Origin of the sequence: Citrobacter sp. wls827 (genome assembly GCF_005280875.1) — a bacterium.
Lineage (GTDB): Bacteria > Pseudomonadota > Gammaproteobacteria > Enterobacterales > Enterobacteriaceae > Citrobacter > Citrobacter youngae.
Window position 1 is genome coordinate 315641 of sequence record NZ_SZWR01000017.1, and the last position, 14952, is coordinate 330592.

The 14952-nt window shown below is 50.8% G+C and carries 18 protein-coding genes and 1 pseudogene; 10 read left to right on the forward strand and 9 right to left on the reverse strand.

Going from position 1 to position 14952, the window contains the following annotated elements:
- Positions 1 to 408 precede the first annotated feature (408 nt).
- Positions 409 to 861, forward strand: a complete 453-nt coding sequence (locus FDX03_RS12040; protein ID WP_137345970.1) for an SgcJ/EcaC family oxidoreductase — start codon at positions 409 to 411, stop codon at positions 859 to 861.
- Between the two features lie 74 nt (positions 862 to 935).
- Here FDX03_RS12040 and FDX03_RS23305 read toward each other — a convergent pair.
- The 7 genes and pseudogenes from FDX03_RS23305 to pspF all read right to left on the reverse strand — a co-directional run.
- Positions 936 to 1076, reverse strand: a pseudogene (locus tag FDX03_RS23305) (pentapeptide repeat-containing protein); the annotation flags it as partial.
- A 5-nt stretch (positions 1077 to 1081) separates the two neighbouring features.
- Entirely contained in the window at positions 1082 to 1723 is a 642-nt protein-coding gene (locus FDX03_RS12050; protein ID WP_048211512.1) for a PAS domain-containing protein, read from the reverse strand.
- A gap of 126 nt (positions 1724 to 1849) precedes the next feature.
- A complete protein-coding gene (locus tag FDX03_RS12055; RefSeq protein WP_048211513.1) occupies positions 1850 to 2818 on the reverse strand; it encodes a threo-3-hydroxy-L-aspartate ammonia-lyase in 969 nt (322 codons plus the stop codon).
- Positions 2819 to 2844: 26 nt separating this feature from the next.
- Entirely contained in the window at positions 2845 to 3240 is a 396-nt protein-coding gene (locus tag FDX03_RS12060) for a RidA family protein (RefSeq protein WP_048211514.1), read from the reverse strand.
- A 374-nt stretch (positions 3241 to 3614) separates the two neighbouring features.
- Entirely contained in the window at positions 3615 to 4187 is a 573-nt protein-coding gene (locus tag FDX03_RS12065) for a TetR/AcrR family transcriptional regulator (RefSeq protein ID WP_061067996.1), read from the reverse strand.
- 85 nt (positions 4188 to 4272) lie between these two features.
- On the reverse strand, positions 4273 to 5136 hold the full coding sequence (locus tag FDX03_RS12070) for an arginase family protein (protein ID WP_115643346.1): 864 nt from the start codon (positions 5134 to 5136) through the stop codon (positions 4273 to 4275).
- Between the two features lie 214 nt (positions 5137 to 5350).
- Positions 5351 to 6340 carry a phage shock protein operon transcriptional activator gene (gene pspF, locus FDX03_RS12075; protein ID WP_161958607.1) on the reverse strand — a complete coding sequence of 330 codons (990 nt, stop codon included), beginning with the start codon at positions 6338 to 6340 and terminating at the stop codon, positions 5351 to 5353.
- Positions 6341 to 6495: 155 nt separating this feature from the next.
- On the opposite strand from pspF, the gene pspA reads away from it, so the two are divergent.
- The 8 genes from pspA (at position 6496) to tyrR (ending at position 12715) form a co-directional block, all read left to right on the forward strand.
- Positions 6496 to 7164 (forward strand): phage shock protein PspA, encoded by a 669-nt coding sequence (gene pspA, locus FDX03_RS12080; RefSeq protein WP_003020532.1) that lies wholly within the window; start codon positions 6496 to 6498, stop codon positions 7162 to 7164.
- Positions 7165 to 7218: 54 nt separating this feature from the next.
- Entirely contained in the window at positions 7219 to 7443 is a 225-nt protein-coding gene (gene pspB / locus FDX03_RS12085) for an envelope stress response membrane protein PspB (protein ID WP_048211519.1), read from the forward strand.
- Positions 7443 to 7802, forward strand: a complete 360-nt coding sequence (pspC, locus tag FDX03_RS12090) for an envelope stress response membrane protein PspC (RefSeq protein ID WP_048211520.1) — start codon at positions 7443 to 7445, stop codon at positions 7800 to 7802. The genes pspB and pspC overlap by 1 nt, the downstream gene beginning before the upstream one ends.
- 8 nt (positions 7803 to 7810) lie before the next feature.
- Positions 7811 to 8032, forward strand: a complete 222-nt coding sequence (pspD, locus tag FDX03_RS12095; protein ID WP_040230893.1) for a phage shock protein PspD — start codon at positions 7811 to 7813, stop codon at positions 8030 to 8032.
- Between the two features lie 76 nt (positions 8033 to 8108).
- Positions 8109 to 8426: a thiosulfate sulfurtransferase PspE gene (gene pspE, locus FDX03_RS12100; protein ID WP_101742271.1), complete on the forward strand. Its 318-nt coding sequence runs from the start codon at positions 8109 to 8111 to the stop codon at positions 8424 to 8426.
- Between the two features lie 142 nt (positions 8427 to 8568).
- Positions 8569 to 9966, forward strand: coding sequence for a YcjX family protein (locus tag FDX03_RS12105; protein ID WP_048212579.1), 1398 nt, complete (start codon positions 8569 to 8571; stop codon positions 9964 to 9966).
- Positions 9963 to 11024: a YcjF family protein gene (locus FDX03_RS12110; RefSeq protein WP_061067994.1), complete on the forward strand. Its 1062-nt coding sequence runs from the start codon at positions 9963 to 9965 to the stop codon at positions 11022 to 11024. The genes FDX03_RS12105 and FDX03_RS12110 overlap by 4 nt, the downstream gene beginning before the upstream one ends.
- A 146-nt stretch (positions 11025 to 11170) precedes the next feature.
- Positions 11171 to 12715 (forward strand): transcriptional regulator TyrR, encoded by a 1545-nt coding sequence (tyrR, locus tag FDX03_RS12115; RefSeq protein ID WP_061067993.1) that lies wholly within the window; start codon positions 11171 to 11173, stop codon positions 12713 to 12715.
- Between the two features lie 52 nt (positions 12716 to 12767).
- On the opposite strand, the gene tpx is transcribed toward tyrR, so the two are convergent.
- On the reverse strand, positions 12768 to 13274 hold the full coding sequence (gene tpx, locus FDX03_RS12120; protein ID WP_040230898.1) for a thiol peroxidase: 507 nt from the start codon (positions 13272 to 13274) through the stop codon (positions 12768 to 12770).
- 115 nt (positions 13275 to 13389) lie between these two features.
- On the opposite strand from tpx, the gene ycjG reads away from it, so the two are divergent.
- Positions 13390 to 14376, forward strand: a complete 987-nt coding sequence (gene ycjG, locus FDX03_RS12125) for an L-Ala-D/L-Glu epimerase (protein WP_137345971.1) — start codon at positions 13390 to 13392, stop codon at positions 14374 to 14376.
- Here ycjG and mpaA read toward each other — a convergent pair.
- Positions 14351 to 14952 (reverse strand): murein tripeptide amidase MpaA (mpaA, locus tag FDX03_RS12130; protein WP_249357045.1); only part of this gene is annotated, 602 nt, incomplete at its 5' end. The two genes, ycjG and mpaA, sit on opposite strands and share 26 nt — an antisense overlap.

A 14952-nucleotide genomic window follows, 5' to 3' on the forward strand; every position in this document is an offset into this window, starting at 1 on the left:
TCCACTTTGAATATAACTCATAAACTATCTTAGCATTTTCATGCCTCATCTGACCCGTAATAAACGAAGCGCGAGTTTCATGAGGGTATAGCTATGCCAAATTTATGTGCTGGGGTGTCGCAAGTACCGAAACGTAAGGAAGGGATAGCGTTAAAGAGATTCGGGAAGGAGGACAGAAATCATATGCATGCTGAACTATAATCATTCAGGTAGTGGTTTATGTTAAATACAGAGCATCAATGCCAAAATATCTAATTATTTCATTGTATTAATTACTCATTTATTTAACGTCTTTATTTTCTACACCCGGCGTATGTTAATGGTTTCTATTGGTTATTACAGGTGATTTGACTATCCGGTTATCAATGACCTTCTTGTGGCCATCTAACCATTAATGGAATGATTACTATGAAGCAATTACTTGGTTTTGCTTGTTCACTGATCCTTTTATCGGGCCCCGTTTTTGCGACTCCGGCCCCAGAATGTGTGAAGGTGAACAAAGCGCAAATCGAAGCGCTATTCGACAAGTGGAATGAATCACTGAAAAGGGGTAACGCGAAGACAGTATCTGAAAATTATCTTAGTGATGCAGTATTACTTCCCACGGTGTCGAATAAAGCCCGCTTAACAGATGCTGAGCGTGAGGATTATTTTGAACATTTTCTGGCAAAGAAACCGACCGGGAAAATTGACAGTCGTACCATTCGTCTTGGCTGTAATAAGGCGATTGATGCTGGTACCTATACCTTCACCTTCGCAGACAAATCGACTGTTTCGGCCCGTTATACGTTTACTTACGCATGGGATGGGAAGGCGTGGAAAATTTCCACCCACCACTCTTCAGCAATGCCTGAAGGGTAACAGAACAGATACGTAGGGGGCGGGGATTCACCGCTCCCAGGTGTATTACGGGCTTGATTAACCAGGGCTAACCGCCCAGACCGTTCCATGATCAAAGAGGCCTGGTAACTATCTATCTTAACGCCTTGTAAATCGACGCCCCGAATATCTAAATCACCCAGTTCAGAATTGGTCAGATCGCAATGCGTGAAGTTCGCTGCTCGCCAGTTAAACGACCAACTTATTCGCCGATAGCGTTAGCCTGACGGGCGTACAGGTATGCGGTTGCTCTGGACACTCCCAGATGCTGCGCCACTGTATCCATGGATTTTCGTACGTTCAGTAAACCTTCCTTACGCAATTGTTGAATCAGTACCTTTCTGTCTTCTGTTTTCAGCGCTCGCGCCGTTGTTGCACGTTCAGCCGCAAAGTTATCAATACGCTGGCGAATCACTTCATTACTGCCAGGATCGAGGTGTTCGCTGACAGGTGAGCACTCGGTTTCAGTAAACCGTGCAAGCGCACTCTGCATCCCGCGAAATAGCGTCATATCAACATTCAGGCATAGCGCCGCGATGTATTTGCCTTGTTCGTCCTTGATGCCAATAGAGGTACTTTTTACCGGGCGACCATCAGCAAACTGATTGCTGTAGTTGGCAACGATGCTAGGAAAATCAGGTGATGCGATCCGCGCCAGTCCAAGCTCCGTTGCGGGCTGGCCAGCTTTGCGACCGGACAGATTATTATGTATGGATAAGATCGCATGCTCAGGGTTCTTGAGGTCATGAACCACAACCTCGCAAAACGGAGAGAAGGTATCGCTCAGTCCTTTGGCGATGGTTTCAATTTGATTGAGTAGCGAGTTATCGTCGGTTTTTGGCATGCCAGTCTCCTGCAGTGATGCCTGTTGCCATTATGGCGGCCAGTTTACAGCGTCCTGGGGCTTCTTTTCCAGACTGGAACAGGCGTATAGCGATAAGGTATCCGCACCGCAGATACCTTAATGAGATTACCCTGCAAGGAATTCACTGTAGCGGTTGATATCAACATTGCCACCGCTGATGATAATGCCGATTCTCTTTCCCCGAAGGCCTGCTTTTCGCGCTCTCGCGGCGGCAAAACCAAGGCAGCCTGTTGGCTCCACGACCATTTTCATTCGTTCCGCGATAAATTTCATTGCGGCAATTAATTCATCATCTGAAACCGTCAGAATATCGTTAACATGTTTCTGGATCAGTGGAAAGGTATGCTGTCCTAGATGTTGGGTTTGCGCGCCATCTGCAATGGTTTTCGGCGTATCGATGTGCACAACTTTGCCACTGCGAAACGACTGTTGACCGTCGTTGCCTGCCTCAGGTTCCACACCATAGATAAGACAATCAGGGGACAAGTGTCGCGCGGCCAGTGCGGAACCAGATAGAAGACCGCCACCACCCAGACAAACAAAAAGGGCATCCAGAGCACCAACTTCTTCAATCAGTTCTTTCGTGGCAGTCCCCTGGCCTGCAATAACGTGCGGGTGATCGTAAGGTGGGATCAGCGTTAGTCCCTGTTTTTCTGCCAGATCCCGGCCAATTTTTTCACGATCTTCAGTATAACGGTCGTACATCACGACATGTCCGCCATACCCTTTCGTGGCAGCAACCTTAGCGGCTGGCGCATCGTGCGGCATGATAATTGTCGCCGGAATACCCAGTAATTTTGCGGACAGGGCAATTGCCTGAGCATGGTTTCCGGATGAAAAAGCCACGACGCCGGCTGCTCTCTGTTCTGGTGTAAACTGGCGCAAAGCATTCATCGCGCCGCGAAACTTAAATGCCCCCATCCGCTGGAAGTTTTCGCATTTGAAGAAAACGTCAGCACCAAACTCTTCATTCACCGTTCGTGATGTCATAACCGGTGTCTTGTTCGCATAACCTGCGATACGCTCAGCGGCCGCGGCAACATCGTGGTAATCAGGTAGTGTCATTTCAGTCATTGTTGTTCACCTGTAACAGTTAATAGTCACACTTGTTGTGCTAACGCAATGGCTTCAATTTCTACGGCAAAGCCGTAATGAAGCTCTGCAACGCCAGCGACAGCACGGGCTGGACGGGAATCACCGATCCATTCGCCGTAGATCCGATTAAACGTCGGCCACTGATTAATGTCCGTGACATAGACGCGTACCGATACCAGGTGCTGACGGGAAACGCCGGCTCCTGCCAGACAAGCATCAACATTCTGTAGAGCCAGTCTGGTCTGTTCTTCAAAAGAAGCATCCGCTTTTCTTTCGCCATTAGTCGTGACAGGTAGCTGTCCAGAAATGAAAACGAATCCTCCGGCAGTCACACTATGTGAGTAATGGCCTGCTGGCGGGAAGCTATCCGTCGTTGTGTTCTGGGTAATATTGGTGGGCATGGTTCAATCTCCAGCTTAAGTATTGATGATTCATTTAGTATAAAATAATACTGTTTGTATTATTTTATACACCATCGTCATCCTGGCATCCAGTCTCTTTTTTCAACGACATGGCCCTGTGGACGACATAAAACGATCGGCATACCCGCTGAAATGCTTGTATAACGTTAGGATTTATGGCTGTGAGGTCGGGCAGGAATGATGAGTGCGCAGAAATGATTTTTTGCTTTTACTCGTGGTCGGGAGTTCAGCTGCAATTCACCAAAAATTGTATAAATTGATACTTTATGTATTGATTGTGTTGACACCCGGAATGCCCACTTCTGGCGCGAAGTGGGCAGGGGAAAGATCAGAAAGCAGGCTCGGGCAGTATTTTATTTAAGCAACTTTGACATTAAATCAGGGAACGCTGGTACATCTGTTTCCAATGAGAACGCAGGGTTAATAGCCTTACGTGCAATCAGTCCGTCAATAAATGCAAACAGAATGATGGTTATCGCTTGTGGGTTAATATCCCGACGAAACTCTCCTGCGGCGATACCTTGCGCAATTATTCCCGCAATGCTTTGTCGCATGATGTTATCACTGGCGATAAACGCTTCCCTCAGTTCCGGGTTGCGTGCCGATTCGGCCATGATCTCTATCCAAAGGTTGTGCGTGACAGGGTAACCGACATCGCTTATGCAAGAAACGACCTGCTTGCAAAGACGATCAAAAAACGATCCGCTACAGGGCTCATTATGGGCAGCCAGCGCAGTGTTTTGCTCTTCCAGAACGATTGCCCGAATAAGCTCATCCTTACTTTTGAAGTAAGTGTACATGGCTCCCTGGCTGATACCTGCACGCGTGGAAATTTCGCGCACGCTGGTTGCATTGAATCCTTTCTCAGCAAAACAGGCTGCGGCAGCGGTAATAAGCTTATGGTAGGTTTCAGTATTCTTTAGCATATCGACCTTTATCTTTGAATCTATGGCGAAACTTTACCGTGCTTTGAGGCCTGGAACCAGCGATGAGATTTATCGATATCTTGCGTTACTTCATGAGAGGTAATGCACTGAGCATGTTCTTCAGGTTCACCATATCCCACGGCAGATGTTCAGCAATGGTAAGCCCGACGGCCTCGGCGTTTGCAGTGGCAAGATTAACCAGTTTAAGCACCTCTTCAATAGTCAGCTTACCCTCGGGCACATCGCCAAAATCATGTTCCCCTCGGCCTGGTTTGGCGAACAAAACAGAACGGAAAAGTGACGGGTCCAGAACATCCAGATCAATATGAATCGCCAGATATTCAATGTGTTCGCGGGCAATCCATTCCATAACCTCGTTGGCACCGTTTTTGACATCATCAGGGCCAGCCGTCGCAATCCGGTGATGGGCCAGATAGTCGCTTTCGTATATCAGTGGATTGTGAATGCCGGCAATCATAATTTTTGACGGCGAAACCTTGTGTGTGACGTGATCCACTAAATCTTTATCGCCCGTGCCAATCAGTGCGCCAAGTACATGGGCATGCGCATTTGGATACTGTTCAGCCGTCTGCACGTCGGGGTGAGAGTCGATCCAAAGCACGCCCAGCTTATCACCGTACTTATTCAGCAGATGCGCGAAGGGCACCAAAGAAACCAGGCAGTCACCGCCCAATACGACAATCGCGTCGGGATCGTGTTTTTCAATACGCGTCACCGCATCGTTCAACTGTTTAAGAATCTGTGGTTTACCAGTAATGCCATCTATTACACTCAGCGGCTCGCTTTCAGGTAAAGCAACCGGAACATCCTCGACGGGGCCTTTCGCTTCAGGCGAGAGAAAGGACAACAGAAGTGATCCGAGATGATAGGGGGGATTGTTGCCTCCCTGCCACTGGGGGAAGGAAAGTCGAAGCGTTTTTTTAGCCATAATTTACCTGCTGTCAGTTTCTAAAGAGGATCCTCAAGGCGTATTCGTGTTGGTCGCCTTGTAATGATTGTATGAATGAACGCTCATTCATTATGGAGTCAGTATGAAACTTATGCAAGAATGATGATATGTGGGAACCGTTAAACGGTACTATTTCAATGTGCTTTGTGGAGGATTTTGCACATGAAGGCGCTTAACGGTCGGTAATGCATCGCTAAATCTGGTGTTTTTTAAGCAACGCGCGGAGCTGATGGTACGTCAGCCCAAGCAGTTCGGCGGCCTTTTTCTGGTTAAATTTTGCCTGTTGTAGGCTGGTTTGCAGAAACGTCTTTTCTTGCTGTTGCTGGAATGCGCGCAGATCCAGCGGTAACGTTGCCGCTGTAGAGTGGGTTTCCTGCTGCTGAACGTCTGTAGTGTGGCGCTTAAACGGATCTATCACTACCTCGTCCAGCGGATAATCGCTGGTACCATGTCGGTATACCGAGCGTTCAACAACGTTTTTCAATTCGCGGATATTGCCCGGCCAGCGATAGTGGAGAAGTGTTTCTCTGGCTTGTGTGCTAAAACCGGGAAACAGCGGTAATCCAATCTCGCGGCACATTTGAATCGCAAAATGTTCGGCCATCAACATGATGTCGCTTTTACGCTCCCGTAAAGGTGGAAGTTGCACGACATCAAAGGCCAGTCTATCCAACAGGTCTGCGCGGAAAGTACCTTCACTGACCATTCTCGGTAAGTCGGCATTGGTGGCACAGACCAGGCGCACGTTAACCTGCAGCGGCTGGCTACCGCCTACGCGCTCGAGCTCTCCATACTCAATAACGCGCAGCAATTTCTCCTGTACCAACATCGGTGCGGTTGCCAGTTCATCAAGAAAAAGTGTGCCACCGTCGGCGCGCTCGAAGCGGCCAGGATGGCGTTTTTGCGCTCCGGTAAAAGCGCCAGCTTCATGGCCGAAGAGTTCGGAATCGAGTAAATTTTCGTTCAGCGCCGCACAATTAAGAGAAATAAACGGTCCTTGCCAACGAGTGGAAAGGTAGTGCAGACGGTTGGCGATTAACTCTTTTCCTGTGCCACGCTCACCGATAACCAGCACGGGTTTTTCCAGGGGGGCCAGATGGGAGACTTGTTCCAGCACTTCAATGAAGCTGTTTGCTTCCCCCAGAAGAGTATCTTTGTATCCTGCCATGATGAAATTCACCATTTGTTAGTGTTATTCACCAATTTACCCTAATTATCTCGTCAGGTAAAATTAGATATTATCTTCAAAATCAATAATATAAAAAGTTGGCACGACAAGTGCATTATGGAAGCAGCAGGGCATTGCCCGATATCAGAACAGTAAGTGAGGATTACATTATGGGTATTTTTTCTCGTTTTGCCGACATCGTGAACGCCAATATTAATGCGTTGCTGGAAAAGGCCGAAGATCCGCAGAAACTGGTGCGGTTGATGATTCAGGAAATGGAAGACACGCTGGTTGAGGTTCGATCTAACTCAGCGCGTGCACTGGCAGAAAAAAAACAGCTGTCCCGCCGGATTGAACAGGCCAGTGCGCAGCAGGCGGAGTGGCAAGAAAAAGCTGAGCTGGCGCTGCGTAAAGAGAAAGAAGATCTGGCGCGTTCTGCATTAATTGAAAAGCAGAAACTGACCGATTTAATTGCCTCTCTGGAGCATGAAGTGACGCTGGTTGACGATACGCTGGCGCGGATGAAAAAAGAGATTGGTGAGCTGGAAAATAAACTCAGTGAAACCCGGGCTCGTCAGCAGGCATTGATGTTGCGTCATCAGGCGGCGAGTTCTTCTCGTGATGTCCGTCGTCAGTTGGATAGCGGCAAACTGGATGAAGCAATGGCCCGCTTCGAATCTTTTGAGCGCCGTATTGATCAGATGGAAGCGGAAGCCGAAAGCCATAACTTCGGTAAGCAAAAATCTCTGGATCAGCAATTTGCTGACCTGAAAGCAGATGATGAAATCAGCGAGCAACTGGCGCAGCTTAAAGCCAAAATGCAGCAAGACAAGCAATAATAACATCTGGCGGTGCCCGAACGCGCCGCCGCTCATCACCTGTAAGGAGTACTCATGAGCGCGCTATTTCTGGCCATTCCGTTAACTATCTTTGTGCTGTTCGTTTTGCCGATCTGGCTGTGGCTGCATTACAGCAATCGTTCCAGCCGTGGTGAACTGTCGCAAAGCGATCAGCAACGTCTGGTAGAGCTCAACAATGATGCACAGCGTATGCGTGAACGTATTCAGGCGCTGGAAGATATCCTTGATGCCGAACATCCAAACTGGAGGGACCGCTAATGGGGGGCGTTAACCTGAACAAAAAGCTGTGGCGTATCCCGCAGCAGGGCATGGTTAAAGGGGTCTGTGCTGGTATTGCGCACTATCTTGATGTCCCCGTGAAGCTGGTAAGGATCCTGGTGGTACTGTCAGTCTTTTTTGGTCTGGCCTTTTTCACCGTAGTTGCCTATATCGTGTTGACGTTTGTGCTGGACCCAATGCCGGACAACGTCGTATCCGGCGACCAACAGCCATCAAGCGGGGAACTGCTAGATTCCGTCGATCGTGAACTGGCCGCGAGTGAAAAGCGTTTGCGTGAAATGGAGCGTTATGTGACATCGGACACCTTCACATTGCGCAGTCGTTTCCGTCAATTGTGAGGATTGAAATGAATAATCGCTGGCAACGTGCCGGGCAAAGGGTTAAGCCGGGCTTTAAAATAGCAGGCAAGCTGGTACTTTTGACTGCGCTTCGCTACGGCCCCGCAGGTGTTGCGGGGTGGGCGGTGAAATCAGTGGCCCGCCGTCCGTTAAAAATGTTGCTGGTGTTGGTACTGGAGCCATTATTGAGCAAGGTTGCCAGGAAAATTTCCCAACGCTACGGCCAGTGATAGCATGCTCGCAATATTTCCTTAAGATCAAGTATATAGTGTTAGGTGACTTTCCATCATTTAACGGAACGATACTATGTTGAAAAAAGGAGTATTCGCGCTAGCGCTGGTCATCGGGATGCCGGTATTTGCGGCCGAGCACTGGATTGATGTTCGTGTTCCTGAACAATATCAGCAGGAACACCTTCAGGGGGCCATCAACATCCCTTTAAAGGATTTGCAGGCACGAATTGCGGCAGAAGTCCCTGATAAGACCGACACCGTGAAGTTGTATTGCAACTCAGGTCGTCAATCCGGGATGGCAAAAGATATGCTGACCGGGATGGGCTATACACAGGTAACCAACGAAGGCGGTATTAGCGGGATTAATCTTCCTAAAGTAGAGAATAAATAATCCGCATGCTTTCTTTTGGCTAAAGGCGACATGAATGATGTCGCCTGATTTCTTTCAGGGAGTTGATAACTCAGTATTAAACCTTATGTTTGCTCCCTGTTTGTTATAATTTCTTCGGTTCCTTCAGCATAACGGGATGGCGATGAAGCGACTTAAAAATGAACTCAACTCGCTGGTTAATCGCGGCGTAGATCGGCATCTGCGCCTGGCTGTCACCGGACTTAGCCGCAGCGGTAAAACAGCGTTTATTACCGCAATGGTAAACCAGTTACTCAATATTCATGCCGGTGCGCGCCTGCCGTTGCTCAGTTGTGTGCGTGAAGAGCGTCTGCTTGGCGTAAAGCGGGTTCCTCAGCGCGATTTTGGTATTCCGCGCTTTACCTATGATGAGGGACTGGCGCAGCTTTATGGCTCTCCGCCAACCTGGCCGACGCCAACGCGTGGCGTCAGTGAAATTCGCCTGGCGTTGCGCTACAAATCCAACGATTCTTTGCTGCGTCACTTTAAAGATACGTCCACGTTGTACCTGGAGATCGTCGATTATCCGGGGGAGTGGCTGCTCGATTTACCGATGCTGGCCCAGGATTACCTTGGCTGGTCACGGCAAATGACCGGATTATTGCAGGGCCAGCGAGGTGAATGGTCGGCCAGATGGCGGCAGCTATGCGAGGGGCTTGACCCGCTGGCGCCTGCTGACGAAAACCGTCTGGCGGAAATCGCCGCGGCGTGGACAGATTATCTGCATCAGTGCAAACAGCAGGGATTGCATTTCATTCAGCCCGGGCGCTTTGTGCTGCCGGGGGACATGGCTGGCGCACCTGCGCTGCAATTTTTCCCGTGGCCGGATGTTGATGCTTTTGGTGAGTCAAAACTGGCACAGGCGGATAAACATACCAACGCAGGTATGTTACGCGACAGGTTTAATTACTACTGCGAAAAGGTCGTGAAAGGGTTCTACAAGAATCACTTCCTGCGCTTTGATCGCCAAATTGTGCTGGTCGATTGCCTGCAACCGCTTAACAGCGGACCACAGGCGTTTAACGATATGCGACTGGCGCTGACACAACTGATGCAAAGTTTTCATTATGGTCAGCGCACGTTGTTCCGCCGGTTGTTCTCGCCGGTAATCGATAAGTTGCTGTTCGCTGCCACCAAGGCCGACCACGTTACGGTCGATCAACATGCCAATATGGTGTCGTTGTTGCAGCAATTGATTCAGGACGCCTGGCAAAATGCTGCGTTTGAAGGCATCAGTATGGACTGTCTGGGACTGGCATCGGTGCAGGCAACCACCAGCGGCCTGATTGATGTGAAGGGCGAGAAGATCCCCGCGTTGCGCGGCAATCGCCTGAGCGACGGCGAGCCGTTGACCGTCTATCCGGGAGAAGTCCCTGCGCGTTTACCGGGCCAGGCTTTTTGGGATCGCCAGGGTTTCCAGTTTGAAGCCTTTCGCCCGCAGGTCATGGATGTAGATAAACCCTTACCGCATATTCGCCTGGATGCCGCGCTGGAGTTTTTAATAGGAGATAAATTGCGATGAGCGAGCCGTTAAAACCGCGTATCGATTTCTCAGGTCCACTGGAAGTGGAACCAAACACGGCATTTAAAGCACAGCAAATGTTCAACGATACGGAGGCGCAGACTTTTTCTCCGGCGACAGTGGATGAACCACTGGAAGACGAAGGTCAGGCAGAAGCCGTTGTTGATGCGGCCCTTCGCCCTAAACGCAGTCTGTGGCGCAAGATGGTGATGGGCGGGCTGGCACTGTTTGGCGTAAGCGTTGTCGCTCAGGGTGTGCAGTGGACCATGAACGCCTGGCAGACTCAGGACTGGGTCGCGCTGGGGGGCTGTGCTGCGGGTGCGCTGATTATTGGCGCAGGCGTTGGGTCGGTGGCAACCGAGTGGCGTCGGCTGTGGCGTTTGCGTCAACGCGCACACGAGCGTGATGAAGCGCGTGATCTGTTACACAGTCACGGAACCGGAAAAGGCCGCGCATTTTGTGAAAAGTTGGCACAACAGGCGGGTATCGATCAGTCTCATCCTGCGCTACAACGCTGGTATGCCTCTATCCATGAAACGCAGAATGATAGGGAAGTTGTGAGCCTGTATGCCCACCTGGTGCAGCCAGTGCTGGATGCGCAAGCACGACGTGAGATCAGTCGTTCTGCGGCGGAATCCACGCTGATGATTGCCGTCAGCCCGTTAGCGTTGGTGGATATGGCGTTTATTGCCTGGCGAAATCTGCGGTTGATTAACCGTATAGCTACGCTGTATGGCATCGAACTCGGCTATTACAGCCGCCTGCGCCTGTTTCGTCTGGTACTGTTAAATATCGCTTTTGCCGGGGCCAGCGAGTTGGTGCGGGAAGTGGGGATGGACTGGATGTCGCAGGATTTAGCGGCCCGGTTATCCACGCGTGCCGCGCAGGGTATTGGCGCGGGCTTGTTAACAGCGCGTCTGGGGATTAAAGCGATGGAGCTGTGCCGTCCATTACCGTGGATTGATGATGATAAACCGCGACTGGGGGATTTCCGCCGTCAGTTGATCGGTCAGGTGAAAGAGACCTTACAAAAGAACAAATCCCCGCGTGAAAGTTGAGTAAATACGGGTGCCGATCGTATAACTTTACGCTCCGGCGCCCAATTTTCCAGCGTGCTGTCAATATTTGTTGACAGAGTCCTTCCTGCTAACCCAATACTGGCTTATCATTTAATACATAATCCCTTGTCCAGGTGAAGGTTCCTATGCGTTTGGAAGTCTTTTGTGAAGACCGTCTTGGTCTGACCCGCGAATTGCTCGATTTACTGGTGCTGAGAAGCATTGATTTACGCGGTATCGAGATTGACCCCATCGGGCGAATTTACCTTAATTTTGCGGAGCTGGAGTTCACTAACTTCAGCAGCCTGATGGCTGAAATCCGCCGCATCGCAGGGGTAACGGACGTCCGTACCGTGCCCTGGATGCCTTCCGAACGCGAACATCTGGCGCTTAGCGCGTTGCTTGAAGCATTGCCTGAACCCGTTCTTTCTCTGGATATGAAAAGCAAAGTGGAGATGGCAAACCCGGCAAGTTGCCAGCTTTTTGCCCATCCCCAGGAGCGGATGCGCAACCACACGGCGGCACAGCTCATTAATGGGTTTAACTTCCAGCGCTGGCTGGAAAGTAATCCGCAGGATTCCCATAGTGAACATGTGGTGATTAACGGACAGAACTTCCTGATGGAAATTACGCCGGTCCATTTGCAGGGCGAAAATCAGGAGCAAATGCTGACCGGTGCCGTTGTCATGTTGCGTTCTACCCTCCGCATGGGCCGCCAATTGCAAAACATGACCACCCAGGATCTGAGCGCATTCAGCCAGATTATTGCCGTAAGCGCCAAAATGAAACACGTTGTTGAACAGGCGCGCAAGTTGGCGACGCTGAGTGCGCCGCTGCTGATCACCGGGAATACCGGTACGGGCAAAGATCTCTTTGCGCATGCCTGCCATCTGGCGAGTCCACGTGCGTCAAAACCTTATCTGGCGCTGAACTGCGCGTCTATTCCTGAAGATGCGGTAGAAAGCGAACTGTTTGGTCACGCCCCGGAAGGTAAAAAAGGGTTCTTCGAGCAGGCGAATGGCGGTTCAGTGTTGTTGGATGAGATTGGCGAAATGTCGCCGCGCATGCAGACGAAATTGCTGCGCTTCCTCAATGACGGGACGTTCCGTCGCGTGGGTGAAGATCATGAAGTTCATGTTGATGTTCGTGTAATCTGCGCGACGCAAAAGAACCTGGTGGAACTGGTGCAGAAAGGTCTTTTCCGCGAAGATCTCTATTATCGTCTGAATGTCCTGACGCTTAATCTGCCGCCGCTACGCGATTGCCCACAAGATATTATGCCACTCACAGAGCTGTTTGTGGCGCGTTTTGCCGATGAGCAGGGTGTACCGCGTCCGAAGTTGTCTGCCGATCTCAGCACGGTGCTCACCCGCTACGGCTGGCCGGGCAATGTGCGTCAGCTTAAAAATGCTATCTATCGGGCGTTAACTCAGCTTGAGGGCTATGAACTGCGTCCGCAGGATATCTTATTGCCGGATTATGATGCAGCGACAGTTGCCGTCGGAGAAGAAGTGATGGAAGGGTCGCTGGATGAGATCACCAGCCGCTTTGAACGTTCCGTGTTGACGCAGCTTTATATGAATTATCCCAGCACGCGTAAACTGGCTAAACGCCTGGGGGTTTCACATACCGCGATCGCCAATAAGTTACGCGAGTATGGTCTGAGTCAGCAGAAAAAAAACGAAGAGTAATGATGCAAATAAAAATGCCTCCATCCGGAGGCATTTTTGTATTCAGGGCAACTTAGGCTTTCAGCACGGCCAACGCTGCATCATAGTCAGGCTCGTTGGTAATTTCATTGACCAGTTGGCTGAACACGATGTTGTCATTTTCGTCGATAACGACAACGGCACGAGCAGCCAGACCTTTCAGCGGACCTTCGGCAATTTCAACGCCGTAGTTTTTCAGGAATTCAGCGTTACGCAGGGTGGACAGCGTGATAACGTTGCTCAGACCTTCCGCGCCGCAAAAACGAGAATGGGCGAATGGCAGATCGGCTGAAATGCACAGTACGACGGTGTTGTCGATTTCTGTCGCCAGTTGGTTAAACTTACGTACTGATGCCGCGCACACGCCGGTATCGATGCTTGGGAAAATATTCAGCACTTTGCGCTTGCCTGCGAACTGGCCCAGCGTAACGTCAGACAGGTCTTTAGCCACAAGGGTAAAAGCCTGGGCTTTGCTTCCAGCCTGAGGAATAGAGCCGGCAACTGCAACCGGGTTGCCCTGGAAATGAACGGTTTGTGACATGGTTATCTTCCTGTTTACATATAGTTAACGTCAAGGCTAGTTTATGCCATCAGCAGTTAACACGGCAAACGCTATTTGCGGATATCCGCTTCAGGGACTGCATTAAGGAAAACAAATGAGATCAGTTAAGGTGTATGAGGAAGCCTGGCCGTTACACACTCCCTTTGTGATTGCCCGCGGGAGCAGGACCGAAGCGCATGTGGTGGTGGTTGAACTGGAAGAGAATGGTGTAAAGGGCGTTGGAGAATGTACGCCTTATCCTCGCTATGGCGAAAGCGATGCGTCAGTACTGGCTCAAATCATGAGTGTTGTGCCGCAACTGGAACACGGTGTGACGCGTGAAGCGCTGCAGGCATTGCTGCCCGCGGGGGCGGCGCGTAATGCCGTTGACTGTGCGCTTTGGGATCTCAATGCGCGTCAGCAACAACAGTCTCTGGCCGACTACGTTGGTACTGAACTGGATGCAACAGTAACGACCGCGCAAACCGTCGTGATCGGCACGCCGGAGCAGATGGCGGCGAGCGCGACTGCGCTATGGGAGAACGGTGCCAGATTGCTGAAAGTCAAACTGGATGCACACTTAATCAGCGAAAGGATGGTTGCGATCCGGGCGGCTGTGCCTGAGGCGACAATCATTGTTGATGCTAATGAATCCTGGCGTGCTGAAGGGCTGGCCGCACGCTGCCAGTTAATGGCGGATTTAGGCGTTGCGATGCTGGAGCAGCCTCTGCCGGCTAATGATGATGCCGCGCTGGAGAATTTCGTGCATCCGCTGCCTGTCTGTGCAGATGAAAGCTGCCATACCCGCAGCAGTCTGAAAGCGCTGCATGGACGCTATGAAATGGTCAATATCAAACTGGATAAGACAGGCGGACTGACGGAGGCGCTGGCGCTGGCGACCGAAGCCCGCGAGCAGGGATTTGCACTCATGCTGGGCTGTATGTTGTGTACATCAAGGGCGATCGGCGCTGCATTGCCGCTTACGTCACAGGTCAGCTTTGCCGATCTGGATGGCCCAACATGGCTGGCCAGAGACGTGGAGCCTGCCTTGCATTTTACAACCGGACAGCTTCATCTCAAGGATGCCAGCGCAAAAGATTAGACATTGCCAGCAGGTATTTTTCGCTCGCTTCATCCGATGAAATGGGCGGAAATTCTGCAGTAATGCAATGTAGGTTTAGATCGGCGCACCAGCTACCAAAAGAGCCTGGCGTTTCATAACCGACGCTGGTTACCAGCGGCAATTCGAACGACTGCGCCAGCCACGCGCCTAATTCGCTGTGTCTGGGATCTTCAATACAGGCCAGCGGATCGTGGAAAGAAACTACCCATGCAGGATGAATGTGGTGAATAAGTTGGCATAGTGCCTGGGTCTCAGGCTCAGATCCCGGATGATCGCCAGTCAATAACACCACATCACGCTCTTCTGCGCTGCTGTTCCAGCGATATACCGTTTCACCAGATTTCCAGTTTGCCGCCGGAAAGTTACGGTTAAGATCTACGCCGTTTGCATTTGCACGCAGACCCAACTGGCAACCGTCAGGGTTTACCGCCAGCACCACATGATGGCGACGCAGGGAGGGGTTAAGCGTACGCAATGCGCAGGAAAGGGTAACGACCGAGGAGTTTTCGTCGCCGTGCGTTCCCGCCAGTATCAGGCCGCTTTCACGATCGGCTG